Origin of the sequence: Actinomadura pelletieri DSM 43383 (genome assembly GCF_003634705.1) — a bacterium.
Taxonomy (GTDB): domain Bacteria; phylum Actinomycetota; class Actinomycetes; order Streptosporangiales; family Streptosporangiaceae; genus Spirillospora; species Spirillospora pelletieri.
This window is the reverse complement of the sequence record NZ_RBWU01000007.1, coordinates 586,998-611,104: the sequence shown is the minus strand read 5'-3', so window position 1 is coordinate 611,104 and position 24,107 is coordinate 586,998. Positions and strand designations below refer to the sequence as shown.

The 24,107-nt window shown below is 73.9% G+C and carries 18 protein-coding genes; 9 read left to right on the top strand and 9 right to left on the bottom strand.

Annotated elements, in window-relative coordinates:
• From BZB76_RS30960 to BZB76_RS35445, 3 genes are all read left to right on the top strand, one after another.
• The coding region (locus tag BZB76_RS30960) for an alpha-glucosidase C-terminal domain-containing protein (RefSeq protein ID WP_211343265.1) at positions 1-362 on the top strand (362 nt) is incomplete at its 5' end.
• Between the two features lie 2 nt (positions 363-364).
• Positions 365-1,789 (top strand): maltokinase N-terminal cap-like domain-containing protein, encoded by a 1,425-nt coding sequence (locus BZB76_RS30955; protein ID WP_246007323.1) that lies wholly within the window; start codon positions 365-367, stop codon positions 1,787-1,789.
• A 279-nt stretch (positions 1,790-2,068) separates the two neighbouring features.
• A complete protein-coding gene (locus BZB76_RS35445; protein WP_211343264.1) occupies positions 2,069-2,998 on the top strand; it encodes a C40 family peptidase in 930 nt (309 codons plus the stop codon).
• A gap of 80 nt (positions 2,999-3,078) precedes the next feature.
• Here the strand turns inward: BZB76_RS35445 and BZB76_RS30945 are convergent, their stop codons facing one another.
• Genes BZB76_RS30945 through BZB76_RS30935 form a run of 3 tightly spaced genes read right to left on the bottom strand, consistent with a single transcriptional unit; the run spans position 3,079 to position 6,707 of the window.
• The gene (locus tag BZB76_RS30945; RefSeq protein WP_246007322.1) at positions 3,079-4,011 is read right to left on the bottom strand and encodes a serine/threonine-protein kinase; all 933 of its coding nucleotides are present in this window, start codon (positions 4,009-4,011) and stop codon (positions 3,079-3,081) included.
• Positions 4,008-5,819 carry an N-6 DNA methylase gene (locus tag BZB76_RS30940; RefSeq protein WP_121438000.1) on the bottom strand — a complete coding sequence of 604 codons (1,812 nt, stop codon included), beginning with the start codon at positions 5,817-5,819 and terminating at the stop codon, positions 4,008-4,010. The genes BZB76_RS30945 and BZB76_RS30940 overlap by 4 nt, the downstream gene beginning before the upstream one ends.
• A gap of 60 nt (positions 5,820-5,879) precedes the next feature.
• Positions 5,880-6,707, bottom strand: coding sequence for a PP2C family protein-serine/threonine phosphatase (locus BZB76_RS30935; protein ID WP_121437999.1), 828 nt, complete (start codon positions 6,705-6,707; stop codon positions 5,880-5,882).
• 188 nt (positions 6,708-6,895) lie between these two features.
• Here BZB76_RS30935 and BZB76_RS30930 point away from each other — a divergent pair, with 188 nt between their 5' ends.
• The 5 genes from BZB76_RS30930 to BZB76_RS30910 all read left to right on the top strand — a co-directional run bounded on the left by BZB76_RS30930 (position 6,896) and on the right by BZB76_RS30910 (position 11,489).
• A complete protein-coding gene (locus tag BZB76_RS30930) occupies positions 6,896-7,813 on the top strand; it encodes a metal ABC transporter solute-binding protein, Zn/Mn family (RefSeq protein WP_121437933.1) in 918 nt (305 codons plus the stop codon).
• Complete coding sequence (locus tag BZB76_RS30925; RefSeq protein ID WP_121437932.1) at positions 7,810-8,463, top strand: metal ABC transporter ATP-binding protein; 654 nt, start codon at positions 7,810-7,812, stop codon at positions 8,461-8,463. Before BZB76_RS30930 ends, BZB76_RS30925 begins: the two co-directional genes overlap by 4 nt.
• Positions 8,460-9,353 (top strand): metal ABC transporter permease, encoded by an 894-nt coding sequence (locus BZB76_RS30920; protein WP_121437931.1) that lies wholly within the window; start codon positions 8,460-8,462, stop codon positions 9,351-9,353. The genes BZB76_RS30925 and BZB76_RS30920 overlap by 4 nt, the downstream gene beginning before the upstream one ends.
• Before the next feature lie 108 nt (positions 9,354-9,461).
• Positions 9,462-10,526: a rod shape-determining protein gene (locus BZB76_RS30915; protein WP_170180834.1), complete on the top strand. Its 1,065-nt coding sequence runs from the start codon at positions 9,462-9,464 to the stop codon at positions 10,524-10,526.
• Between the two features lie 24 nt (positions 10,527-10,550).
• A complete protein-coding gene (locus BZB76_RS30910) occupies positions 10,551-11,489 on the top strand; it encodes an MBL fold metallo-hydrolase (protein ID WP_121437929.1) in 939 nt (312 codons plus the stop codon).
• A 2-nt stretch (positions 11,490-11,491) separates the two neighbouring features.
• Here BZB76_RS30910 and BZB76_RS30905 read toward each other — a convergent pair whose 3' ends face one another.
• The 4 genes from BZB76_RS30905 to BZB76_RS30890 are packed head-to-tail and all read right to left on the bottom strand — an operon-like array spanning position 11,492 to position 17,974.
• Positions 11,492-13,453, bottom strand: a complete 1,962-nt coding sequence (locus BZB76_RS30905) for a hypothetical protein (protein ID WP_121437928.1) — start codon at positions 13,451-13,453, stop codon at positions 11,492-11,494.
• Positions 13,450-14,613 carry a VWA domain-containing protein gene (locus tag BZB76_RS30900; protein ID WP_121437927.1) on the bottom strand — a complete coding sequence of 388 codons (1,164 nt, stop codon included), beginning with the start codon at positions 14,611-14,613 and terminating at the stop codon, positions 13,450-13,452. Before BZB76_RS30900 ends, BZB76_RS30905 begins: the two co-directional genes overlap by 4 nt.
• Positions 14,610-16,880 carry a DUF5682 family protein gene (locus BZB76_RS30895; RefSeq protein WP_121437926.1) on the bottom strand — a complete coding sequence of 757 codons (2,271 nt, stop codon included), beginning with the start codon at positions 16,878-16,880 and terminating at the stop codon, positions 14,610-14,612. Before BZB76_RS30895 ends, BZB76_RS30900 begins: the two co-directional genes overlap by 4 nt.
• Positions 16,880-17,974: an ATP-binding protein gene (locus BZB76_RS30890; RefSeq protein WP_121437925.1), complete on the bottom strand. Its 1,095-nt coding sequence runs from the start codon at positions 17,972-17,974 to the stop codon at positions 16,880-16,882. Before BZB76_RS30890 ends, BZB76_RS30895 begins: the two co-directional genes overlap by 1 nt.
• 111 nt (positions 17,975-18,085) lie before the next feature.
• Here BZB76_RS30890 and BZB76_RS30885 point away from each other — a divergent pair, with 111 nt between their 5' ends.
• The gene (locus BZB76_RS30885) at positions 18,086-19,357 is read left to right on the top strand and encodes a tetratricopeptide repeat protein (protein WP_121437924.1); all 1,272 of its coding nucleotides are present in this window, start codon (positions 18,086-18,088) and stop codon (positions 19,355-19,357) included.
• Here BZB76_RS30885 and BZB76_RS30880 read toward each other — a convergent pair.
• On the bottom strand, positions 19,354-22,683 hold the full coding sequence (locus BZB76_RS30880; RefSeq protein WP_121437923.1) for a DUF4132 domain-containing protein: 3,330 nt from the start codon (positions 22,681-22,683) through the stop codon (positions 19,354-19,356). The genes BZB76_RS30885 and BZB76_RS30880 overlap by 4 nt on opposite strands.
• Positions 22,684-22,718: 35 nt before the next feature.
• Positions 22,719-24,104: an FAD-dependent oxidoreductase gene (locus BZB76_RS30875; RefSeq protein WP_211343263.1), complete on the bottom strand. Its 1,386-nt coding sequence runs from the start codon at positions 24,102-24,104 to the stop codon at positions 22,719-22,721.
• Positions 24,105-24,107 lie beyond the last annotated feature (3 nt).

The window sequence follows — 24,107 nt, the reverse complement described above, 5'->3', positions numbered from 1 at the left end:
TGATCGAAATCCGCCAACGCCACCCCGTCTTCGGCGTCGGCACCTACGTCGAACTCTCCGCCTCCAACCCCTCCGTCCTCGCCTTCACCCGCGAGATCACCGAGGACGAGAGCCCGTGGGGCGAGATGGACGCGATCCTGTGCGTCAGCAACCTGTCGCGGTTCCCGCAACCGGTCGAACTCGACCTGCGCCGCTTCGAGGGCTACTCCCCCGTCGAGTGCATGGGCGGCGTCCAGTTCCCCGCGATCGGCGAACTGCCCTATCTACTGACGCTTCCCGGGCACGGCTTCTACTGGTTCCAGCTGACCCCGCCGGACGATGACGGCAGAGAATCGGGCGCGCAGGCGGAAAGGACCGCCTGACCGTGCTGCCGCCCCGGCCGTCCCTCATCGGGGACCTCGTGGCGTGGCTGCCGAGACAGCGATGGTTCGGCGGCAAGAACGAACCCATCGACCACCTGACCATCGGCACCGCCACCCAACTGCGCACCGGCGACCCCGGCCTGCACCACCTCGTCCTCGACGTCCACCAGAACGGCACCACCGACCACTACCAGGTCCTCCTCGGCACCCGACGCCACCTCCCCGACCGGCTCCACCACGCCGAGATCGGCGGGACCGCGGACGCCCGCGAAACGCGCCTCTACGACGCCGCCCACGACCCGGACCTCACCAGGACACTGCTGGACGGCCTGGCCTCGGGCGCGTCCGTCGGCCCGCTGCGGTTCCACCGCGTGGACGGCGCCGCGATCCGGACGGACCTGGCGAGCCTGCCGATCACGGGCGAGCAGAGCAACACCTCGCTGCTGTTCGGCGACGCCTACATCTGCAAGCTGTTCCGGCGGCTCGGCCACGGCGTCAACCTCGACCTCGAGGTCAACCTGGCGCTGACCCGCGGCGGGTGCGCGCACGTTCCGTCCGTCCTCGGCTGGATCGAACTGGACCCCGGGCCCGTCCCCGGCGCCCCGGTGACGCTCGCCCTCCTGTCGGACTACCTGCACACCGGCGCGGACGGCTGGAGCCTCGCCATCGCGAGCGTCCGGGACTGGTTCGCGCACACGCCCCCGCGCGACGCCGGTTGGGCGGACGAGTGGGCGGAACTGGACGCCAGCGTCGCCGGTGGCGACTTCGCGGCCGAGGCGGAACGGCTCGGCGCCGCGACCGCCGAGGTGCACCGGTCGCTCGCCGACGCGTTCGGTGTGACGGTGCTGCCGGAGACAGAGGTACGGGCGATGGCGGCGCGGATGAACGCCGAGCTGACCGCCACCTGCCGCGCCGTGCCCGGTCTGGTCCCGCACGCGAAGGCGCTCACCGACGCGTTCCTCGACCTGGCCGCGTGGGCACGGCCGCTCACCGTGCAGCGCGTCCACGGCGACTACCACCTCGGCCAGGTCCTTCGCACCGAGAACGGCTGGACGCTGCTGGACTTCGAGGGCGAGCCCGCGCGGACGCACCACGAGCGCCGGGCCCTGGCGCATCCGCTGCGGGACGTCGCCGGAATGCTGCGCTCGTTCGAGTACGCGGCCCGCTACCTCGTCACCAAGCCCGGGACGGTTCCGCCGGGGCCGACCGGACGGTCACAGACACGCGCGCACGCGTGGGCGGCGCGGAACCGGGCCGCTTTCTGCCGTGGCTACGCGGCGGCGGGCGGCCCCGACCCTGCGGCGCACTCGGTGCTCCTGCGCGCCCTCGAGTTCGAGAAGGCGGTCTACGAGGTGCGGTACGAGGCCCGCAACCGCCCGGCCTGGCTATCCGTTCCGTTGAAGTCGCTGGCCCATCTGACCGCATGATCAAAACCCGCAAAGGCCGGCGCTAATTCCGCGCCATGATCATGCAAAATCGGGGGGCTCACCAAAATCGTGCCGCGTTCGACGGGTACGCGAACTGTCGGCAGGGAGATCACCCGCCGGGACGATGCGACGACAAGACCCCGAACAATCGGGGGAACGGAGAGCACACGAATGTCCATCGCATGCGGATCACGCGGAGCCGACACCCGGAGCGGTCCCGAGAACGGCTCGTTCCCGGGCCATACCGCCCTCGCCCGGGCCGCCATTCGAAATAGGCGGATGCTCCGGACGGCCGTCACCGTGACGGCGACGGGGCTCGCGCTGGCGGTTCCGCTGGGCTCGCAGGCACTGGCCGCGATCAATCCCGCGGTGCTGCAGAGCCTGCATCTCGACTCGGCGACGCGGAAGAAGGTCAAGGCCTACGACAAGTACCGGACGCGTGAGGCGACGCAGCGGGACCGCGCGGACCGGGCCCTGTCGTTCGCCCGCAAGCAGATCGGCAAGCCGTACCGGTGGGGCGCCGTGGGACCGAAGCGCTATGACTGCTCCGGCCTCGCGATGGCCGCGTGGCGGAAGGCGGGCGTGAAGATCCCCCGCGTCACCTACGCGCAGTACCGGAAGGTCAAGCGCAAGGTGCGGCTGAAGGACCTCAAGCCCGGGGACCTCATCTTCTTCCACGGCCGCAGCCATGTCGGACTCTATGTCGGGCACGGACGATTCCTGCACGCGCCGCACACCGGAGCGAAGGTCAGGATCGACAAGCTCAGTGGACGTCGGAAGAGACAGTTCGCGGGCGCGGTGCGTCCGGGCGCTCCCACCTACAAGGAGTGGTCGCCCTCGGTGAAGGAACTCGTCGAGAAGATCGACAGAATGAGCGTGCAGAGGCGCACGGACCATAAACCGCCCGATAATCAGCGGACCCCCGATATTCCGCCACTAGAGTATTCAATTCCCAAGAAAACCGACAATCCCCCCACGAACGCCCCCGACCGTGCCGCCACGAACTCCACCGCCCGGCCACCGGGAGGCGACACGCCTCCGGACGGGTCCAGGCCCGAACCCCGGCCGCGCTACGAGCCGGACCGCGCCTGGCAGGACTCCTCCGGGCCGGAACTCCGTCCCCGGGCGACCGACACCGACCTGCGCGAGGAAGTGACCGCGCCGAACAACGCGCCGGACCACGAGCAGGACCACGAGTCCGAAGACTGACGACCGGCGCCACCGGTCCGAACGCCGCCCGCCATGAACGTCGCGCTTCCCTGCCCGCGTTCATGGCGGGCGGCACCGCGTCAGCGGTTCTCCGGCGCGGCCCCGAGGACCTGGCCGACGATCTGCGCGTACATGCGTTCCGGGTTCGGGGTGGACGCCGGTTCCAGGAACCCCGGGAGCAGCGGCAGCTCGCCGGTGAACGGCCGGACCCGCTCGTACAGCGCGGGCGCGTCCGGCGGGCGGTTCTCCGACTTCTTCTCCAGCAGATCCTGGACGAGGGCGTTCAACTCGGCGGGCACGCCGGGCACGTGCGGCGGCCGCTCCCGAACGTGCTTGTCGAACACGGCGTACGCCGTCGGGCCCGCGAACAGCTGCCGTCCGGTGAGCATCTCGTACAGCACGCAGCCGAGCGCGTACAGGTCGCTCCGCGTGCCCGCGACGCCCCGCTCGATCTGCTCCGGCGCCATGTACGCGGGCGTCCCGAGGACCTGCCCGTGCCGGGTGAAGTGGGCGACGTCGGCGTCACCGAGGACGGCGAGCCCGAAGTCGAGCACCTTGACGCCGCCGTCGGGCCCCAGCATCAGGTTGGTCGGCTTGAGGTCGCGGTGCCGGATCGACAGGGCGTGCGCGGCCGTCAGCACCGCCGCGGCCTGCGCGATGATCCCGGCGGCCCACGGGACCGGGACGGGCCCGTGCTCGGCGATCAGATCGGCGACGGTGACCCCGTCGATGAACTGCATGACCTGGTAGAGCCGCTGGTCGAACGCGCCGAAGTCGTCCAGGGTGGGCGCGCCGGTGTGCTCCAGCCGGGCGAGGATGCGAGCCTCCCGGATGAACCGCCGCTCCAGCTCGTCGTCCGCGCCGCCGCCGGGCAGCTCCAGGAACTTCACCGCGACGCGGCGCCCGAGGCGCGTGTCGTGCGCGGCGTAGACCGAGCCCATCCCGCCGCGACCGAGAGGGAGCTCGTCGAGCTCATACCTGTCGGCGATGAGCATGGTCCTCCCGGGGGTCATCGGCGAGGACGGAGATGGCCGTCCAGCAGCCCGTCGAAGCTTAGCCCGACCAGCGCCTCCCCAAGCGACGACATGTCACGCAATGTCGCGGTCAGCCGGGCGAGTTCCTCGAAGGCCCGGCCGTAGTCGCGCTGACGTTCCAGGGAGAGGCGGGGGATGCGGGCGCGGCGCAGGTCCATGCGGCTCGATCCGGCGCCGGTTCGGGTGTGGGCGAAGGTCAGGAATCCGGCGAGGAACCGCGGGTCGAGCCGCTCCGGGTCCGGCCGGTAGAGCGTGAGGTGGGGGCCGAGCGCGGCGCCGGCGGACGCGACGACCCGCGCCGCCCCGGCGGCGGTGGCGACGACGTCGCCGGGCTCCAGCATGAGCAGGCCGGGGGCCGCGGCGGACATGCCGGACGGGCCGGTCCCGGCGCTCACGTCGTCCACGGTGAGGACCGGCACGTGGTCGCCGGCCGGCAGGCGCGGGGGGCCGTGGCTGATCGCGACGACCCCGGCCCGGGAGAGTTCGGCGAGCGTCGTGACCGGCGGGGGGCGGCGCTCGGCCAGCAGTTCCAGGGTCGGTGGGGTGGGCGCGGCGGCGGTCAGCCGGTCCAGGGTCTCGGTGAAGCGGCGCCCGAACGCCTCCTCGCTCTGCCGTGGACGGTGCCGGGCCGGGGCGACGTCGACCTCGTCGTCCAGCAGGTCGATGACCGGCACGGTGAACTCGCCGTCGGCGCGCCGTTCCCAGGCGCGTCCGGCCAGCTCGAGGTCGCCGTCGGCGTCCAGCAGCAGGACGGTGGCGGGCGCCGGCCGACCGGGTTCGGGGCGCCGCAGCAGCCATAGGTCGGGCCCGCCCGCCGCCAGCGTGATCACGGCCCGCAGCGCGCCGGCCCGGAGCAGGTTGCCGCGAATGCGGCGGCCGGGGCGCCGGGACGCCACCGCCGAGGGCATCAGCACCGCGGCGCGGCCGCCCGGCCGCAGGTGCGCGAGACAGTGCTGTGCCCAGGCCAGTTCGGGTTCGCCGCGCGGCGGCAGCCCGTACTCCCAGCGCGGGTCGCCGGCGAGTTCCTCGTGCCCCCATGCGCGGTCGCCGAACGGCGGGTTGCACAGGACCGCGTCGGCGGTCGCGCCGGGGAACGCGTCGCGGCGCAGCGAGTCGCCCGCGGCGATCTCGGCGGGCGTTCCGGCGAGCAGCAGCCTGACCTCGGCGATCAGGGCGGCGGAGGCGCTGCCGTCCTGGCCGAGGGCCGACCGCGGGCCCGGGGCCGCCATCAGCAGCGTGCCGAGCCCGCACGCGGGGTCGAGGACGGTGTCGCCGTCCCGGCACACGAGCCTGGCCATCAGCCGCGCCACGTCCTCGCGCGTGACGACGAGCCGCCGCGAGTGCGCCTGGACGTAGCGGTGGACGAGCAGGTCGAACGCGCCGGCGTGGCCGCGTTCGGCGGCGAGTTCGGCCAGCAGGGCGGGCAGTGCGGCGTCGGCCGGTTCGACCGGGAGGCGCGCCCCGCGCCGCCCGGACGGCACGGCGGCGCCGCCGCGCAGTTCGAGCAGCCGCACCCCGGCCCAGCCGACGAGGTCGGCGAGCTGGAAGTCGTCACCGGACGCGCGGAGCCGCTGCCACACCCGGTCGGCGAGGGACACCTCGAACGGTTTGCCGTTGCGGCGCAGCCAGTCCTCGACGTCGGCGAGGGAGAACAGCGGGCTGGTCGCCGTCCCGCCGACCGGTCGCGGGAAGTCCCCGTGGCGGCGCCGCCAATTGCTGACCGTGGCGCGGCCGACGCCCGCCAGCCGGGCGATGTCGCCCGCGGTCACCCCGGGATCGCCGCTCATGCCGTCACCATACTTGATCTTCGCAACCTCGGTCGGCACGGGGAACGACCGTGAACAGCGTCAATGCGATCCGCGCAGGCGGCGGCCGAACCTGGCGAGACGCCCCGGGCCGTCCTGTGCCGCCGCGCCGACGATCAACGGTTCCTGCGCCGGTCCGGCCGGGGCCTCGGGGCCGGCGACGTCGGCGATGACGCAGGTGATGTTGTCCTGCCCGCCCGCCGCGTTGGCGAGGCCGACCAGGCGCACGACACCGTCCGCCGGACGGGCGGCCTCCGCAAGCGCGTCCCGGATCGCCTCCGGGGTGAGGAACCCGGAGACGCCGTCGGAGCACAGCAGGTAGCGGTCACCGGGCAGGGCGTCGTGCCAGAACAGGTCGGGCTGGGCGCTGCCGCCGCTCTGCAACGCTCTCACCAGCATCGACCCCTTCGGATGGCGGGCCGCCTCGGCGTAGGTCAATTGCCCGCCGTCGACGAGCGACTGCACCATCGTGTGGTCGCGCGTGAGCTGGAACAGGTCACCGCCGCGCAGCACGTAGGCGCGGGAGTCGCCGATGTGCGCCACCGCGAAGCGGTGCCCCGGCTCGTCCCAGGCCAGCGCGGTCAGCGTGGTCCCCATCCCGGCCATGTCCGGATCCTGCCGGGCGAGGGCGTCCAGGCGCGCGGCGACCTCGGTGACCCCGGCGGAGAGCGCGGCGACCAGGTCGCCGTCGAGCGGCAGCCGGGCGAGGGTCGCGATGGCCGTCCCGCTGGCCACGTCGCCGTGCGGGTGACCGCCCATCCCGTCGGCGACCGCGAGCAGCCGCGGACCGGCGAGCGCCGAGTCCTCGTTCGTCCGCCGCCGACGGCCGATGTCCGATCCCGCGGCGATACGCAGCACATGGTGAGCCATGTACATAAGAGAAGCACAGCGAAACTCAGTTCACAAGCACTTCCCTTGACTTCTTGGCTTCCTGCACTTTGGCCGGGCACGGCCATGGCCACGTTCTGCCTCACGTTCTGCGCGCGGAGCGGCGGACGAAACGTCTGGATCGTGCTAACTTCAGAAGCGAAAACCGTTTTCATTTTCGAGGAGCCCTCATGTCCTCACTTCTGCGGATCCGGGTGCTCGGTGCGGGCGCCGCCCTCGGCATGGCCGCGCTGACGCTCGGCGGCTGCGGGTCGTCCTCGGACGCCGGGTCGGAGCGCGGCGACCGTGTCTCCGTCGTGGCCTCGACGAACGTGTACGGCGACATCGCGCGCCGGATCGGCGGCGACCGGGTGGACGTGACGTCGTTCATCTCCGACCCCGCGCAGGACCCGCACTCCTTCGAGGCGGGGTCGCGCAGCAGGCTCGCGCTCGCCAAGGCCCGGGTCGTGATCCAGAACGGCGGCGGCTACGACGACTTCGTCGGCACGTTGCTGAAGGGCGCCGGGTCCAAGGCCGAGGTGCTGGACGTCGTCCGGATCGCGGGGAAGACCGCGCCCGCGGGCGAGAAGCCGAACGAGCACGTCTGGTACGACCTGCCGACGGTCGCCCGCCTCGCCGACCGGGTCTCCGCCGCGCTCACCGAGGCCGACGCCGGGAACGCGAAGACGTTCACGGCGAACGCCACCGCGTTCAAGACGGAACTGTCCACGCTGCAGGGCAAGGTGGCGGCGCTCAAGGCCGCGCACGGCGGAGCAGGCGTCGCGATCACCGAGCCCCTGCCGGTCTACCTGCTGGAGGCCGCCGGGCTGCGGAACGAGACGCCGGACGAGTTCAGCGAGGCGGTCGAGGAGGGCGGCGACGTGCCGCCCCGCGCGATGCGGGACACGCTCGCGCTGCTCACCGGGAGGAAGGTGGCGGCGCTCGTGTCCAACGCGCAGACCAGTGGGCCGCAGACCGAGCGGTTGGAGAAGGCCGCGAAGGACGGCGGCGTGCCCGTCGTGCCGGTCACCGAGACGCTGCCGCCGGGCCGGAACTACGTCTCCTGGATGGACGCCACCATCACCGCGCTGGGGAAGGCGCTGTCATGATCTCCCTCCGCGACGCCGTCCTGTCCTACGGGGACCGGACGCTGTGGCGCCTCGACCTCGACGTCGCGGCGGGCGAGTTCCTGGTCGTGGTCGGGTCGAACGGGTCGGGCAAGACGAGCCTGCTGAAGGTGCTGCTCGGGCTGCGGCGGCTCTCCTCCGGAACGGTCACCGTGAACGGGCGCCCGCCGCGGCGCGGGAGTGACATCGTCGGTTACGTCCCGCAGCATCGGGCCGTCGTCCCGCACACCCCGCTGCGGGCCCGTGACCTGGTGCGGCTCGGGATCGACGGGCATCGGTGGGGCCTGCCCGCGCCCCTGCCCCGGTCGCGTTCGCGGGCGCGCCGCCGCGTCGAGGACGTGCTGCGGGACGTCGGCGCCGCGCCGTTCGCGGACGTCCCGCTCGACCTGCTGTCCGGCGGGGAGCTGCAACGGGTGCGGGTCGCGCAGGCGCTGGCGACCGACCCGCGACTCCTGCTGTGCGACGAGCCGCTGCTGTCACTGGACGCCGAACACCAGCGGATCGTCGCCGAGCTGGTCGACCGGCGGCGCCGCGAGCACGGCACGACCGTCGTGTTCGTCACCCATGAGCTCGATCCGGTGCTGCCGCTGGCCGACCGGGTCCTGGACGTCGGAGCGGCGGCCGTGTCATGAGCTGGGACGAGATCATCAACTTCGAGGACTACGGGGCGCTGCTCGCGCTCGTGCAGAACTCGATCATCGCGGGGGCGGTGCTCGGGCTGGTCGGCGGGCTCGCCGGAACGTTCGTCATCATGCGCGACCTGGCATTCGCGGTGCACGGCATCAGCGAGCTGGCGTTCGCGGGCGCCGCGGCGGCGCTGCTGTTCGGCGCGAGCGTGGCGGGCGGTTCGATCGCCGGGGCGCTGGTGGCGGCCGCGCTCATCGGGGTGCTCGGCGCCCGCGCCCGCGACCGCGGTTCGGTCATCGGCGTGCTGATGCCGTTCGGGCTCGGGCTGGGCGTGCTGTTCCTGTCGCTCTACGAGGGCCGGGCCGCCAACAAGTTCGGCCTCCTCACCGGGCAGATCGTCGCGATCGACACGCCGCGGCTGTCGTGGCTGCTGGCGACGTCGGCGGCCGTGCTGGTGTGCCTGGCGGTCATGTGGCGCCCGCTGGCGTTCGCGAGCCTCGACCCGCATGTCGCGGCGGCGCGGGGCGTGCCCGTACGGATGCTGTCGCCCGCCTTCATGCTGGTGCTCGGGCTCGCGGTGGCGGTGTCGGTGCAGGTCGTGGGGGCGTTGCTGGTGCTGGCGCTGATCTGCACCCCGGCCGCCGCGGCCGTGCGGGTGTCGGCGTCCCCGGTGGTGGTGCCGCTGCTCAGCGCGGCGCTCGCGACGGTGTCGGTGGTCGGCGGGATCCTGCTGTCGGTCGGGTCCAGCATTCCCGTCAGCCCGTACGTGACGACGCTGTCGTTCACCCTGTACGGGGTGTGCCGCGCGGTGGGCGCCGTCCGGAAGCGGCGCGGCTGGACGTCCCGGCGCCCGTCCACCCGACTCGACGCCGTGCGGTCCCCCGGGGCCATGTGATCGCACGTCAGGACGTTGCCATTCGCTTACCGGGTCATGAGCATCCCCACCGGACAAGAGGGCATCATCACGGCGCTTGCGACTTTCGGGGCGATTGGGAGGGACGCGATGTGGGACTTCGCGGGCCGTGACACCGCCATCGACCTGGGCGGCTCCACCGTGCGAATGCATGTGAAGGACCGCGGGGTCGTGTGCAGGGAGCCGTCGCTCCTGGCCCGATGTCGGCGCACCGGACGCATCCTCGCGCTCGGCGGCCCGGCACGGGAGATGGCGGGACGCAACCCGGACGTCACCCTCGTCCGGCCGATCCGCGACGGCGCGCCGACCGAGACCGACGAGGCCGAGTACCTGATGCGGCATCTCGTCCGCAGGCATCACCGGCGCCGGTACACGGCCCGGCCGCGGCTGGTCATGACGGTGCCGAGCGGGATGAACACCGTCCACTACCGGGCGCTGCAGTTCTCCGCGTACCAGGCGGGCGCGCGGCGCCTCACGCTGGTGCCGACGCCGATCGCCGCCGCCATCGGGATGGGCCTGACCTCGTCGGCGCGGCCCGATGTCACCGTCGTCGCCGACATCGGCGCGGACCTCACCGACATCGGCGTCATCGCGTTCGGCGGGCTCGTCACGTCCCACACCGCGCACATCGGCGGGTCCGCGCTGGACCGCGCGATCGTCGCGCTGGTGCGGCGCGAGCAGCGCACGGTCATCTCGCCGTCGGCGGCCGAGGCCGCGAAGCTGGAGGTCGGGGCGGTGCCGCCGCTCGGCCGGCGTCCGGTGCGGCAGACCGTGGTGCACGGCCGCGACGTCACCACCGGAATGCCGCGCGAGATCGTCCTCACCACGGTGGACGTCGGCCGCGCGATCGCCGGTCCCGTCGCCGAGATCGTCGACGCCGTGCACGTCGGACTGTCGGGTTGTTCCCCGGAGATCTCCGGTGATCTGCTCAGCGTCGGCGTCACCCTCACCGGAGGGACCGCGCGACTGCCCGGGCTGGAACGGCTGATCCGGGATCGGACGGGCCTGGTCGCGCGGGTCGGGGACGAGACCGGTGACGCGGCCGTCCTCGGCGCCGGGGAGGTGCTGCGCTCGGCCCGGTCGCCGGAACCGTCCGCCCGGGAGAGCTCTCCGCGACCGCATCTGGTGACGTCCCTACCCGAGTTCGAGTACTGACCCGCGGGTTAGACTCCCGGGTTCATGAGCGACGCACCCGACCACGAAGGTCCTGGCAGTCCGCGCCTGGAAGAGGTCTCCGAGGGGGTGTTCGCCTACGTCCAGCCGGACGGCACCTGGTGGATCAACAACACCGGTTTCCTCGTCGGCTCGCGTGGCGTGACCAGCGTGGACTCCTGCTCCACCGAACGCCGGACCCGCGCCTACCTGGAGACGATCCGGTCGGTGACGGACCGGCCCGTCCGGACGCTGGTCAACACCCACCACCACGGCGACCACACGTACGGCAACTACCTGTTCTCCGGCGCGACCGTCGTCGGGCACGAGGAGACGCGGGCGGCGGCGCTCGCGTGGGGCAAACCGTTCGACAACCCGTTCTGGACGAAGGTCGACTGGGGCGACGTCGAGATCGAGCCGCCGTTCCTCACCTACACCGACGCGGTGACGCTGTGGGTGGACGACCTGCGGTGCGAGGTCCGGCATGTGGGGACGCCCGCGCACACGACCAACGACTCGATCGTGTGGATCCCGGACCGGCGGGTGCTGTTCTGCGGCGACCTGCTGTTCAACGGCGGCACGCCGTTCCTCCTCCAGGGTTCGGTGTCGGGCGCGCTGCGGGTGCTGGAGGAGGTCGTCGCGCCGCTGGACGCGGAGGTGATCGTCCCGGGGCACGGCCCGGTGGCCGGACCCGAGCTGATCGACCGCGTCGCCGCCTACCTGCGGTTCGTGCGGACGACGGCGGAGGCGGGGAAGGCGGCCGGGCTGGCGCCGCTGGAGGCCGCCCGGGAGGCCGACCTCGGCCCGTTCGCGGAACTGACCGACGCCGAGCGGCTCGTCGGGAACCTGCACCGCGCCTACGCCGAACTGGACGGCGCCGAGCCCGGCGCGCGGATCGACCAGGTGGCGGCGCTCAACGACATGATCGAGTTCAACGGAGGGCGCCCGCTGACCTGCCGTGCCTGACGTCAGCGCAGCTCGGCCGTGGTGATGAGCCGGACGCACGCGGTGGCCCAGGCCCGCGCGGCGCGGCGCGGGTCGTCGCCGGTGAGCGCGGCGGCGAACGCGGCGAGCGTCCCGGCGGTGGTGCGCAGCCCGGCGCGTTCGAGGTCCCGTCCCGCGCGGGCGATCCGGTCCCGCAGGCCGGGGGTGAGGTGGGAGAAGCCGCGGTGCGCGGCGTCGGCGCAGGCGTCGAGCGCCTCGTCGAGGACGTGTCCGAGTGGGTCGGGGTCGTCCCAGGCCGGGCCGTCCAGCGCGGCGGTCCCGTCACCGGGTTCCAGGTCGGGCACGACGACGCCGTCCGGGGTCAGGACGGCGAACGGGTCGATGACCAGGCCGCCGCGATCCCGGCGGACGGCGCCGGCGACGAGACGCGGACCGGCGGACAGGGCCGCGGCGAGCGCGTCCAGCGCGGCCGGGCGGTGCGGGCTGTAGTCCGCCGACACGACGGCCGTGGCGCCCGCCTTGTCGGCGACGCGCGCCTCCAGCCGCTGCGCGCCGGGCCGGTACCCGAGGTCGCGGACCTCGGCGATCTCGACGACCCGGACCGGCTCGGCCTCGACGCGCGGCCGGACGAGCCGGGGCGGCAGCGCGTCCAGCGCGCGCCCCTCCGCCGCGTAGTCGCGGACGAGGAGCCGGGCGGGCAGGGCCTCCCAGGCGTCGCCGAGCGGGGTGACCGTCGTCCTGGCGACCCGGCCGGCGGCGACCCGGACGACCCGTCCCGCGGTGCGGGTCGCGGTCTCCGACACGACGTTGGCGGCGGCGAGCCGGCGCAGCGACGCACCGAGGATCCGGCGCCCGGCGAGGTCGGCGCCGGTCGTCCGCGTCCCGTCCGGGACGTCCCAGCGGCGTTTCAGCACGAGCACGATCCCGGTTCCGGTGTGCGCGAAGTAGACGTCGGCGGTGCGGGTGTCGTCGGTGCCCGCGACGCGGCAGCCGAGGCCGGCGAGGCGGACGCGGCGCAGCGGGGTCTCCGCCGCCTCGTCGGTGCCGAGGACCTGCGACAGACGACCGTCGCCCCCCTCCGGTGTCGCTCGGGAGGCGCGATGCCGGGCGTGGACCTCGGCGAGCAGTTCGGCGACGCGCCGGGGGTCGTGGTCGGCGCGGCGGTCGTGGTGCGCGGTGAGCTGCCCGGCCAGGTCGTCCAGCGCGGCGGCGGGCCAGTGCGCTCCGCGCGCCGCAAGGTCGGCGGCGGCGCGTCCCAGCGCGGCGACCAGGACCGGGCCCGCGTGCGCGGCGCCGTCGAGGAGGACCTGGTCGGCGAGTTCCAGCGCGGTGTCGAGCCCGTCGCCACCCGTGGCCCTTCCGGGGGCGCCGCCGACGTCCAGGCGGACCTCGTCGCCGGTGAGGCCGCGCTCGTCGGCGGCCCGGAACGCCCAGACGGCCAGCATCGTGACCTCGCCGCGCAGCACGGCGACGGCGTCGGTGTGGACGTAGCCCGGTTCGCCCGGCACGAGGAACCGGACGGTACAGGTCGGCAGCTCCACCTCCGCCACCGGGTCGCCGCCGGTGGGACGGCGGACGACGGCGGAGTACCCGGCGCGGAACGTGCGCCGGGCCGCGGTGACGGCGCGCTGCCCGAGGACACGGACGAGCGCGTCGTCGTCGAAGGCTCCCGGCGACCAGTCGGCCGCGGGCTCCGGGGCCGGTTCGCCGGCGGCGTGCCGCTGGTAGGCGAGGACGAGGCAGATCTGGTGGCGGCACGTCCCCGTCGCCGCGCAGGAGCAGGTCGCGGCGTCCAGCCCCGCCCCGGCCGGGAGGGAGGTCGCCGCGCCGTCCGGATACGTCCCCTCGACGGTGCCGTCCGGGGACACGGTGATCTCGGGGCCGTTCCCGGCGTCGAGGTCCTTGGCGGCGCGTTTGACCAGGCCGCGGTTGGCGAGCGCCGCCAGCGCGTCCGGCGTGAGCGAGACCAGGTCGGCGCGCGTCACCGGCCGATCCTCTCCGCGACGAACCCGGCGAGCCGCCCCGGCGTCATCGCGCCGACGTGCGCGCCGACGTCGGCGAGGCGCCGCGCCGTCTCCCGGTCGTAGGACGGGTCGGCGTCCTCGTCCAGCGCGGCGAGCCCCAGCACGTGCGTGCCCTGCTGGACGAGCCGCCGCACCTCCTCGACGAGCCGGTGCACGTCCCCGCCCTCGTAGAAGTCGGAGACGACCGCGACGATGGCCCGGCGCGGGTTCTCCACCAGCCCCGCCCCGTACGCGACGGCCCGCGCGATGTCGGTGCCACCGCCGAGCTGCACCTTCATCAGCAGCTCGACGGGATCGGTGACATCGGACGTCAGGTCCACCACGGACGTGTCGAACGCGACGAGGTGCGTCTTCAGGCCCGGCAGCCCCCACAGGCACGCGGCCGTGACGGCGGAGTGGATCACCGACCCGAGCATCGACCCCGACTGGTCCACCAGCAGGACGAGCTGCCATTGCTCGACGTGGCGCCGCGTCCGTGACACGAACTTCGGGTTCTCGATGTAGAGGCGGCGCTCGTCCGGCCGGTAGTGCGCGAGGTTGGCGCGGATCGTCCGGTGGAAGTCGAAGTTGCGGGAGTTCTTCATCCGGCTGGGCCGCCGTGACCGGGTGCCGTGGAACGTCTGCCGCACCTCGGTCGCGAGCCGTTCCATCAGCTGCCGGACGACGGCCTCGACGATCCGCCGGGCGAGCGCGAGGACCTCCGGGTTCATCAGGTGCTTGGTGCGCAGCACGGCGCGCAGCAGCGTCTCGTCGGGCTCGACGCGCTCCAGGACGGCGGGGTCGGTGACGATGTCATGGATCTCGTAGCGTTCGACGGCGTCGCGTTCGAGCCGCTCGATGGTCTCCTTCGGGAACAGCCGGTGGACGGCGTCGAGCCAGTCGACGGTCGTGAGCAGGGACGGCCCGTGCCCGCCGGCGCGGCCGTCGCCCCCGGGGCCGCCGTCATGGAGGCCGCCGCCGGGGCCGCGCCGGACGCCGCGCCGGGCCAGGTCGGGGTCGCGTCCGTAGAGCCAGTCGAGCGTGGCGTCCCGTTCGGCGGCCGTGCCGTCGAGCGGGCCCGTGCGCGCCTCGGCGGGCGCGCCGAGGATGAGCCGCCATCGTTCCAGGTCGGGGGGGATCACGGCGTCGCCTCCAGTCCCGCGGCGTGGAGCGCACGGTCGACGCGCGCCTCCAGGGCCCTCGCCTCCGCGATCAGCAGCGGCGGGCCGTCCGTCCGCAGCAGCGCCCGGGACGAGCCGCGCGCCCCGTGCCGCTCCAGCAGCCCCCGGGCGATCGCCTCGCGCTCCCGGGGCGGGAAGAACTCGAACGCCTGCCGCAGCGCGGGCAGCGCGACGAGGAAGTCGTCGTCGCCCATGGCGCCGACCAGCTCGTCGAGGACGTCCAGGACCGCCGTCTCCGGATCGAGGACCTCCTGCCGGGCGAGCGCGAACAGCCCGGCGAGCCAGTCCCCGAACGTCTCCGGCCCGGCCGCGCCCCGCAGCGCCCGCGCCGGGTCGGCGGTGTCGCCGAGGGCCCGGCCGAGTCCGAACGCGGCGCCGCGCAGGTCGGGCGGGACGTCGGTCCGGGCGGCGACCCGGCGGGCGACGCCGAGCGCGGCGTCGCGGTCCAGGCCGAGCGGGCCGCGGGCGTGCACCAGCGCGTCGCGGACGGCGGCGACCGCGCGCAGACGGTCGAGATCGGCCGGGCCCGGCCCGCCGCGAACGCCCTCGACCAGCCAGAGGACGCGGACGACTCCTTCGGCCACGACCGTCCCGAGCAGCGGACTGCGGGCCGTGCCGAGGACGCGGTCGTGCCGCCACAACCCGAGGGCGACCTCCAGCACGGCCCCGAGCGCGGCGAGGTGGGACGCGCCCGCGATCCCGGCGGCGATCGTCTCGGCGATCCGCCCGGACTGGTCCGCGCAGCCGCACAGCGCCGCGTCGAACAGGACGTCCGCCAGCCCGCCCATGTCGTTTCCGGCCGCGGTCATGCGCTCGTCCAGGACGGCGGCCGCCGCGGCGGCGAGCGTCGGCCCGTAGGCGCCCGCCTCGATGAGCGCGGACGCGCGGCGCCCGTCGTCGTCGGACACGTCCACGACCCAGTGTTCCTCCAGCACCGGGTCGGCGCCGGTCGCGGGCCCCGACCGGCGCACGACACCGGGGATCGCCAGCACGCGCAGCCGATGCAGGGCCCGGCTGCGTTCCAGCCCTCGCGGAGTCGTCAACGTGAGCGCGACGGGCCCGTCCCGGTCGAGGCCGAGCCGTTCCAACTCGGCGGCGGCGTCATGGACGAGCGGCGGGGCCGGGGTGTCGCGGTGGAGCCGCCCGACCCGCGACCCGCTCAGCGCGGCGACCATCTCCACGACCACCGGATGCGCGCCCGGGGCCGGCCGGCCCCGGGACGTCCATGGCAGCCGCCGGTCGAGGTCGTCGTTCACCAGCGCGGACACCAGCCCGTCCAGCAGGTCCGTCCGGGCGGGCGCCCGGTGCCCGCGCAGCCGCGTCAGCCCGTCGGTGAGCGTGCGCGCGGCGACCAGGTCGGCGGTCGACACGACCCGCCGTCGCTCGCGCAGCCGCGCCACGACCGTCTCGACCAGCGCGGACGCCGCCTTCTCCGGGCCGCCCTCCCAGAGCCGCTGGTAGTACTCGGGCGACGGCATTCCCGCCTGGTAGCCGGTGAACGCGTCGAGCCGCCGGAACGAGTACGGGACGAGGAAGCTCCCGCCGGTCGAGCCCTCGGGCGGCTCGGGCACGTCCGGCCAGGCGGTCCCGCCGGTCTCCGCGAGCCGTTCCAGCGCGGGCTTGTGGAAGCCTCCCGTCACCACCACGACCGGCCGGTCACCGGCGTCGGCCTCGGCCGCCCGGATCCATGCCGCCATGTACGACTCGCGGGCCGCGTCGTCCTCCCCCGCCTCCGCGCCGCCCCGCAGGAGGTCGAAGTAGGCGTCGAGCCGCCGCGCCGTGTCGTCGGGATCGATCTCGAAGAGGTGGTCCCAGAGGATGTCGGTGTTGTCGACGGCGAACTCCCGGCAGAGCCGCCCGGCCACCTCGGCGTACCGGAGCTCGGCGTCGGCGTACCGGTTGCCGCGGTCGGCGAACGCCGGATGCCACGCGGGCAGGTCGACGAACCGCAGCTCCGCACCGGCCGCCCGGCCCTCGTTCAGCGCGACCCATTCCGGTGAGTACGCGCAGAACGGCGTCCAGGAGGCGTGCACCCGCTCCGCGTCCCGGTGGTAGCTGTAGATCGCGACGGGCGGTTCATGGCCGAGGAGCAGCTCGGCCATCCGGCCGTTGACGTCGGCGGGCCCCTCGACCAGCACGTACGCGGGCCGCAGCCGCCGGATCGTGTCCCGGACGAGCCGCGCGCACGCCGGGCTGTGGTGCCGGACGCCGACGAACGCGACGGCCATCAGCCCGGAAGCAGATGCCGGGCGGCGTGCAGGGCGCGCCACTGCTCGCCGTCACGCCGGGACGCCTGCTGCTCCAGATACCGCCGGAGCCGGGTGAGATCATCCGGGTTGTCCTTGGCGGCCGTCCCCGCGAGGCACTCCACGATGTCGGCCGCGCCGCCCGCCTCGCCGCGCAGGAACCATCCCCGCACCCCGATCTGGTGCGCCACGGACACGGCCTCTGCGGTGCTCATGACGGCGGACGGCCGGTCCATGGCCCGCCCGTCCTCGGTCGTGCCGTCGCGCAGCTCCCGGAACGTCGTGACGAGCACTTCGAGGACGTCCCGGCGCGGCGCGACGGCGACACCACTGCGCTCCAGCAGCCGCGTCGCCTCCCGCTCCACCAGGTCCAGCTCGGTCGCGAAGTCGCCGATCGGGAACACCGTCTCGAAGTTGAACCGCCGCTTGAGCGCCGCGCTCATCTCGTTGACGCCCCGATCTCGGGTGTTGGCGGTCGCGATGACGTTGAACCCGTCCCGCGCGAACACCATCGAGTCGTCACCGGTCAGCTCCGGGATCGCCAGGACCCGGTCGGACAGCGGCGACAGCAGCGAGTCCTGCACCTCCAGCGGGCACCGGGTGATCTCCTCGAACCGGACGACCCTCCCCTCGGCCATCCCGGTCAGCAGCGGCGCCGGGACCAGCGACCGCGTGGACGGCCCCTCCGACACCAGCAGCGCGTAGTTCCAGGAATACTTGATCTGGTCTTCGGTGGTGGCGGCGCCGCCCTGGATCGTCAGTAGGGACGTCCCGCTCACCGCCGCCGCGATCAGCTCCGACAGCAGCGACTTCGCCGTCCCCGGCTCCCCGACGAGCATCAGCCCCCGGCTCGTCGCCAATGTGACCAGGGCCCGGTCGATGAGCGCGGTGTCCCCGACGAACTTGCGCCGGACCCCGAGCGCGTCGTCGCCGGTGACGAACCGCCGGGCCGCCGTCAGACTGAGCGCCCAGCCGGGCGGCCGCGGCCCGGAGTCGGCGTCGCGGAGCCGCTCCAGCTCGTCCGCGAACCGCACCTCCGCCGGGGGCCGCTGGAACCCACCGCGATGATCTTCCATGGCGCTCCACGGTAGAGGAGGGCGCCGACAGTTCGGGTGGATGTCCAGCTCTTCACCGTACGTGGCAAATGTCGTGATATCGGAGCGGCGTGGGCGGTACGGTTGCCGATCATGAGTGAGGCGCGAGCACTTCTGGACAGCGGGGACATCGCCGGACTGATCCGGCATCTGCGGTTCAACGCCGACGACATGGACCTGGCCGAGGTCGCGGAGCTGATGGAGGGCGCGGCCGCCCGGTCCGGGTTCGACGACATGCGGGAGGCGGCCGCGGCGATGGTCCGCGCGCGCGGGCCGCAGGAGCTCTACGACTTCGGGTACGCCTGCATCGAACGCGGCGTGCCCTTTCTGGCGATCCCGGCGCTGCGGCGCGCGCTGGAGATCCTGCCCGAGGAGCCCGCGCTGGTGATGGAGCTGGTGTCGGCCCTGGAGCGGGAGAACCGGCACGCCGAGGCCGTCACCGTCCTGGAACCGCATGTGGCGTCGCTCGACCCGTGGCCCGGCCGGTACCTGCTCGCCTACAACGCGCTGATGGCCGGGGACGTCGCCCGGGCGGAACGGGAGGCGGAGGTGCTGCCCGCGCCGGACGACACCGACTGGGCGCCCGTCTTCGACCGGCTGGGACGGATGCTCGACAGGGCGCAGGCGGCGCGGACCGCCGGCCCCCTGGACACCAAGGACCTGCGGGGCTGGCACTTCGTCCTTTCCGGCGGTCTGCTCGCCACCATCTCGCCCTACGGGTACGACGCGGGGATGACGGGGCGGTACGCGTACTCGTCCGACAGCTTCGCGATGTGCAGGCGGGCGCTGGACCGCCTGCGACTGATCCTGGACGCGGCGGAACGGCGACCGACGTCGGTGGGCCTGCTGCCCGACCGGTCGAGCCGGATCCTGGGACTCGCGGCGGCGCGGCTGTTCGAGCTGCCCGCGGAACCGTTCGCCCCCGACCGCCGCGACACCCTGGTGGTGGCGTACGACCTCAACGAGTCCGACCTGGACGAGGCCGCCGCGCGCGGCCTGTGGCAGCGCGCCGCCGGGCAGATCCTCTTCGAACGCGCGACCTCCTGGACGGACCCGCCGGGCATCGCCGCCGACGTCACCGGGCTGCTCCACCAGGTCGTGGTGGCGCCGTGGGGCGAACGGCTGCGAATGACGTCCGACGAGCGGGCCGAGACCATCCCGCCGGACGGGCGCCCCGAGGAGGAACTCGCCGACGAGATCGTCCGGTCCGACCCCGAGCCGGACGAGGAGACCGGCGACGGCGCGCCCCCCGACCTTGACGAGACCGTCGCCCGGTTCGTCCGCACGGTCGCCGGACGCTGGCTCACCGGCCCCCGCGACGCGGCCCGCTCCCCCGGACCGGTGCCGAGCAACCGCTTCGCCTAGGAGAGTGCCACGAGGTCGTTGAGGATCTCGGATGCGGTGACCGGGTCGAGGTCGGCGAAGGTGGCGGTGGGGTCCTCGCCCAGCCAGATCTGTTCGGGTCGCTTTGTCAGTGCGACCATTCGGAGTGTCAGGGTGGGGTCCATGTTCGGGGCGGCGATGAAGACGCCCGGGTCCACGTTGATGACCAGGAAGTAATCGGGCGTGACGCGGCGGTGGAACCAGTTCGCGAAGTTGCTCCTCTCCGAACGGCCGTGTTGCCAGCCCTGCGCGGTGAACGCGAGGAATCTCTCGACCGGGATCGTGAGGTTCTCGAAGCGGGTCAGTCGGTCGCCCGCGCGGTCTTCGTCCGTCAGGTGGCGGACGGGACGGAGGAGCTGCGGGAACGGCTGGAGGATCTCGTAGTCGTCGAACACCTCGGACCAGGAGGCCAGCGAGTCGCCCAGTTCGACGGGGTGGGCGATCCTGACGGACGCGGTGGTGAGGGCGAGATCGTCGTCGTGCACGTCGGCGAACGTGCCGTCCTCGGCGACGCGGAACGCGGTCGTGGTCGTCCCGTCGTCGGCGAGCCAGACGAGGCGGCGGACCAGGTGCCGGACGAGCGGATGCCCGACGAGCAGCTCCCGGAACTCGTGCGCGGACCAGCGGTGCCGCATGACCATACGGTCCTCCAGGCGGTGGATCTGGTCGGCGGCGACGGTCCGGACGTCCTTCTTCAGCGCGGCGAAGGCCGTGTGGGCGGCGGGGGCGAGGTCGGGATCGTCCTTGGCGCCGGGTTTGGGGAGGGTCTTGCGGCGTCTGCCGTCCTGGTCGGTGACGTAGGGCTGCAGCCGTTCGTCGAAGCCGACGGTGAAGCGGCGCGGACCGTAGTCGAGCGTGAGGGTTCCGTCGGCGGCCAGGCCGAAGTCCGGGATGAGGCGGTCGGCGAGCTGGTCGGTGGTCAGGTCCAACGCGCCCGCGACCTCCTCGATCTTCTCCTGCGCCCTGGTCCTGAGGCTCTCGAACCGCACGCCTCGCGCGATGTCGTGGAGGTGCGTGAGCGCGGCGTCGGTGCCGATGGAGGCGAGGACGTCCAGGCCGGCCGCGGCCTTGGCGCTGCCGCGCTCGCCCGGCCACGCGCGGATGCGCGACGCGAGGAGGCGGACGGTCTCGTCGTCGCCGGTGAGGCCGAGCTGAGTCAGCGCCCAGCTCTCCTTGGACGGCGCGCCGGCCGCGTCCCACCGGGTGAACACGGCCCGGCCGAACTCGGCGAGGGACTCGGGGTCGCACAGTTCGCGGACGACGTCCACGCCGGCGTAGGGCTCGCCGGGTTTGCACAGCGCGAGCATCGTCAGCACGTGCTCCGCCGAGGCGGGCGGGAGGGCGTGGGTACGGTCGCGGAGCAGGATCTGCGGGAGCGGCCGCACGTCCGCCCAGTGGCCGAGCACCGGCGTCTTCGCGGGCAGGGCCTCCAGCAGCCCGGCGGAGAGGAACGTCTCGACCGCCTCGGCCGCCCCGGCGTCGTGGGCGCGGGCCGCCGCCACGACCGCGGCGGAGCCGTGGTCGGCGGCGATGAGCCGGAGCGCCGCCTCGGCGGCACGCCGTTCCCTCCCGGACGGGCCGAGCGCGGCGGGCAGCAGGGCGGGCACGGCCGCCGGGCCGTGTCGCCGGAACCAGGCCCGGGCGGTCCGGCCCACCTGCTTGAGCCGGACGAGCCAGTCCGCCATCAGCACGGCGACCTCGTCGGCCAGATACGGAAGGAGCAACGCACCGGCTTCGGCGGGACGACGGCGCGCGACCGAGAGGACGGCGTTCAGGGCGTCCAGCTCGAACCGGGAGACGACGGCCGGCATCCACACGTCCACGGCCCAGAAGACGGACGGCTCCCAGTCCGCGAGGAGGGGGCGGACCAGGTCTTCGGGGCCTTTCGCGAAGAGATACGCGATGTCCTCGGCAGCCGGTTCGCCCTTCTTGAACTCGGCCACCCGGGTCGGCCAGTCCATGCGTTCGATCCGGGTCCACAGATGGGGATGTTCGGTGTTCCACGCGTCGCGTTCTCCCGGTTTCCAGGCGATGGTGCGCAGGCCGGGAGGGAGGAGGTCCTTGATGACGACGGGCTTGGTCTTGGTCCGGGGGCGGGTCCACGGCGGCGCGGTGAGCAGGGGCGGCAGCGTGCCGGGCGGCGCCTCCGGCGCCGGGGCGGTGGAGTCGCGGAGCGCCTCGATCGCCGTCCGCGACTCCTCCGGGAGCCCGGGGAGCATCTCCGCCACGAGTGCGGGGTGGGCGCGGACATGGGCCCGCAGCGACTCCGCCACGGCGGGCGTCCCCGCCCGGCGGGCCAGCAGCCGCAGCGCCCGTGCCGGGAAGCGCTGGGCGGCGACGCCCAGCGCGGCCGTGACGTGGGGACGGTCGGCCCGGTCGACGAGGGCCTGGAACGCCTCGTCGCAGTCCAGGTTCCCCAGGAAGCCCAGCGCCGCCCGATCGCGGTCGGCGCCGAGATGGTCGGCGTCCAGCGCCGACGTCAGTGCCGGCACCGCGCCCGCCGCGCCGATGCCGTCCACCAGTGTCGGGACGATGCCGCCGGTGAGTTCCCCCCGGTCGAGGACCGGTGAGAGCCGGGCGAGCTGATCGGGGGCGCCGAGGGAGCAGAACAGCATCCAGCGCCGCTTGTCGCACGAGACGGGCAGGTCGGGCGCGAGCGAGCAGACCTCGTCCGCCCAGTCCCGCCGGGTCGGCACGAGATAGGAGACGACCATCTTCTGCAAGGGCGTCCGGCGGCATTCCTCCAGACCGGCGACCGCCTCGTCGTACACGTCGTCGTCCGCGGCGGCGAGGAGGGCGCGCAGGTGGCGGGCGACGTCCTTCTCCGCCCACCAGACGTCGAGATGGTCGTCAGGCCCGCGGTCCTTGACGCCGACCCATCCGCCCGTGGAGTGGACGTAGTAGTGGCCCACCGTGATCAGGCTTAGCTGCGCGTACGCGCACGCGGCGAACGGCAGCCCGTGCTCGGTCACCCACGCGTCCCGGAACGGGTCCGTCCCGCCGAACGCGGCCAGGCCCCGCGCGTTCACCACGATGCCCGCGACGACCGCCGCGCCGAGAGGGGTCGCCTCTCCCTTCAGGTAGGCGCGCCCGTGCTCGGTGAGCGACGGCGGTGTGTCCGGCTGCGCCAGCACGTTCTCGACCGTCGCGGCGGTGCGGTCGATGATGTCCCGCACCGTTTCGGCGGCGGACGCGTCGCTCCGCGGACGCCGCCAGGGCCCCGGACGGTCGCGGCGCGGATGGAGGGCGCGCAGCCACGTGTCCGGCATCTCCCAGGTGTCCTCGGCGGTCCCGCCCCGTGTGCTCATGGGCCGACACGGTATGGGAGATCAACGACAGAATTCTAAGCCTCGGACATGTCGCGCTCGACGGCCTCGGCGGCCTTGCGGGCGGCGATCAGAACCGGGTCCCAGACGGGCGCGAACGGCGGCGCGTAGCCGAGGTCCAGGCCGGTCATCTCCTCGACCGTCATGCCGTTCCACAACGCGACGGCGAGCGCGTCGACGCGTTTGGCGGCGTTCTCCTCGCCGACGATCTGCCCGCCGAGCAGCCGTCCCGAGCGGCGCTCGGCGATCAGCTTCGTCCGCATCGGGGTGGCGCCCGGGTAGTACCCGGCGCGGGTGGTGGACTCCACCACGACGCTGAGCGCGTCGAACCCGGCGGCGGCCGCCTCGCGCTCGTTCAGGCCGGTCCGCGCGACCTCCACCCGGCAGATCTTGGACACGGCGGTGCCGACGACGCCGGGGAACGTGGCGTAGCCGCCGCCGAGGTTGATCCCGGCGACGCGGCCCTGCTTGTTGGCGTGCGTGCCGAGGGCGATCGCGACGGGTCCACCGGAGACGAGGTGGCGGGTCTCGACGCAGTCGCCCGCCGCCCAGACCCGTTCGGTGCGGGTCCGCATCCGCCGGTCGGTGACGATCCCGCCCGTCGGACCGGTCTCGATCCCGGCGGCGCGGGCCAGGTCGGAGCCCGGTCGCACGCCGAGCCCGAGGACGACGAGGTCGGCGGGCAGGGTGCGGCCCGCCGTGCGGACGGCGGTGACCCGTCCGCCGGCGGAGGTGTCGAAGCCCTCGACCGGCTCCCCGAGATGCAGCTCCACGCCGACGCCGCGCAGCGCGTCGGCGACGAGGGCGCCCATGTCGGGGTCGAGGGTGCGCATCGGCTGGTCGGCGGCGTCCACGAGGGACACCTCCAGCCCCCGCCGCACGAGCGCCTCCGCCATCTCCAGGCCGATGTAGCCGCCGCCCACGACGACCGCGCGGCGCGGCGCCTCCCGGTCGAGGACGCGGCGGATCGCGATCCCGTCGTCGAGGATCTGGACGCCGTGGACGCCCTCCGCGTCCGCTCCGGGCAGCCGCGGTCGCGCGGGGACCGCGCCGGTCGCGACCATGAGGTCGTCGTAGGGCTCCCAACGCTCGGTGCCGTCCTCATGGTCACGGACCCGGACCCGCCCGCCGGACACGTCGATCTCCATGGCCTCGGTGCGCAGCCGCACCTCGATGTCACGGTCGCGGAACTCGGCGGGGGTACGGGCGATGAGGCTGTCGGCGTCGTCCACCACCCCGCCGACGTGGTACGGGATGCCGCACGCGGAGTAGGACACGTGGTGGCCGCGTTCGACGACGAGGATCTCCAGGTCGTCCGGGCCGCGTCGGCGGCGGGCCTGGGACGCCGCGCTCATTCCCGCGGCGTCCCCTCCGATGACGAGCAGCCGTTCCCGTGCGGCCATGCG

Excerpts from the sequence above, each read along its gene's own strand:
- BZB76_RS30880 (WP_121437923.1), bottom strand. The coding sequence starts at position 22,683 with ATGAGCACACGGGGCGGGACCGCCGAGGACACCTGGGAGATGCCGGAC.
- BZB76_RS30875 (WP_211343263.1), bottom strand. The coding sequence starts at position 24,104 with ATGGCCGCACGGGAACGGCTGCTCGTCATCGGAGGGGACGCCGCGGGA.
- BZB76_RS30915 (WP_170180834.1), top strand. The coding sequence starts at position 9,462 with ATGTGGGACTTCGCGGGCCGTGACACCGCCATCGACCTGGGCGGCTCC.
- BZB76_RS30895 (WP_121437926.1), bottom strand. The coding sequence starts at position 16,880 with ATGGCCGTCGCGTTCGTCGGCGTCCGGCACCACAGCCCGGCGTGCGCG.
- BZB76_RS30935 (WP_121437999.1), bottom strand. The coding sequence starts at position 6,707 with ATGGCTCACCATGTGCTGCGTATCGCCGCGGGATCGGACATCGGCCGT.
- BZB76_RS35445 (WP_211343264.1), top strand. The coding sequence starts at position 2,069 with ATGCTCCGGACGGCCGTCACCGTGACGGCGACGGGGCTCGCGCTGGCG.
- BZB76_RS30940 (WP_121438000.1), bottom strand. The coding sequence starts at position 5,819 with ATGAGCGGCGATCCCGGGGTGACCGCGGGCGACATCGCCCGGCTGGCG.
- BZB76_RS30925 (WP_121437932.1), top strand. The coding sequence starts at position 7,810 with ATGATCTCCCTCCGCGACGCCGTCCTGTCCTACGGGGACCGGACGCTG.
- BZB76_RS30910 (WP_121437929.1), top strand. The coding sequence starts at position 10,551 with ATGAGCGACGCACCCGACCACGAAGGTCCTGGCAGTCCGCGCCTGGAA.
- BZB76_RS30945 (WP_246007322.1), bottom strand. The coding sequence starts at position 4,011 with ATGACCCCCGGGAGGACCATGCTCATCGCCGACAGGTATGAGCTCGAC.
- BZB76_RS30920 (WP_121437931.1), top strand. The coding sequence starts at position 8,460 with ATGAGCTGGGACGAGATCATCAACTTCGAGGACTACGGGGCGCTGCTC.
- BZB76_RS30885 (WP_121437924.1), top strand. The coding sequence starts at position 18,086 with ATGAGTGAGGCGCGAGCACTTCTGGACAGCGGGGACATCGCCGGACTG.
- BZB76_RS30930 (WP_121437933.1), top strand. The coding sequence starts at position 6,896 with ATGTCCTCACTTCTGCGGATCCGGGTGCTCGGTGCGGGCGCCGCCCTC.
- BZB76_RS30890 (WP_121437925.1), bottom strand. The coding sequence starts at position 17,974 with ATGGAAGATCATCGCGGTGGGTTCCAGCGGCCCCCGGCGGAGGTGCGG.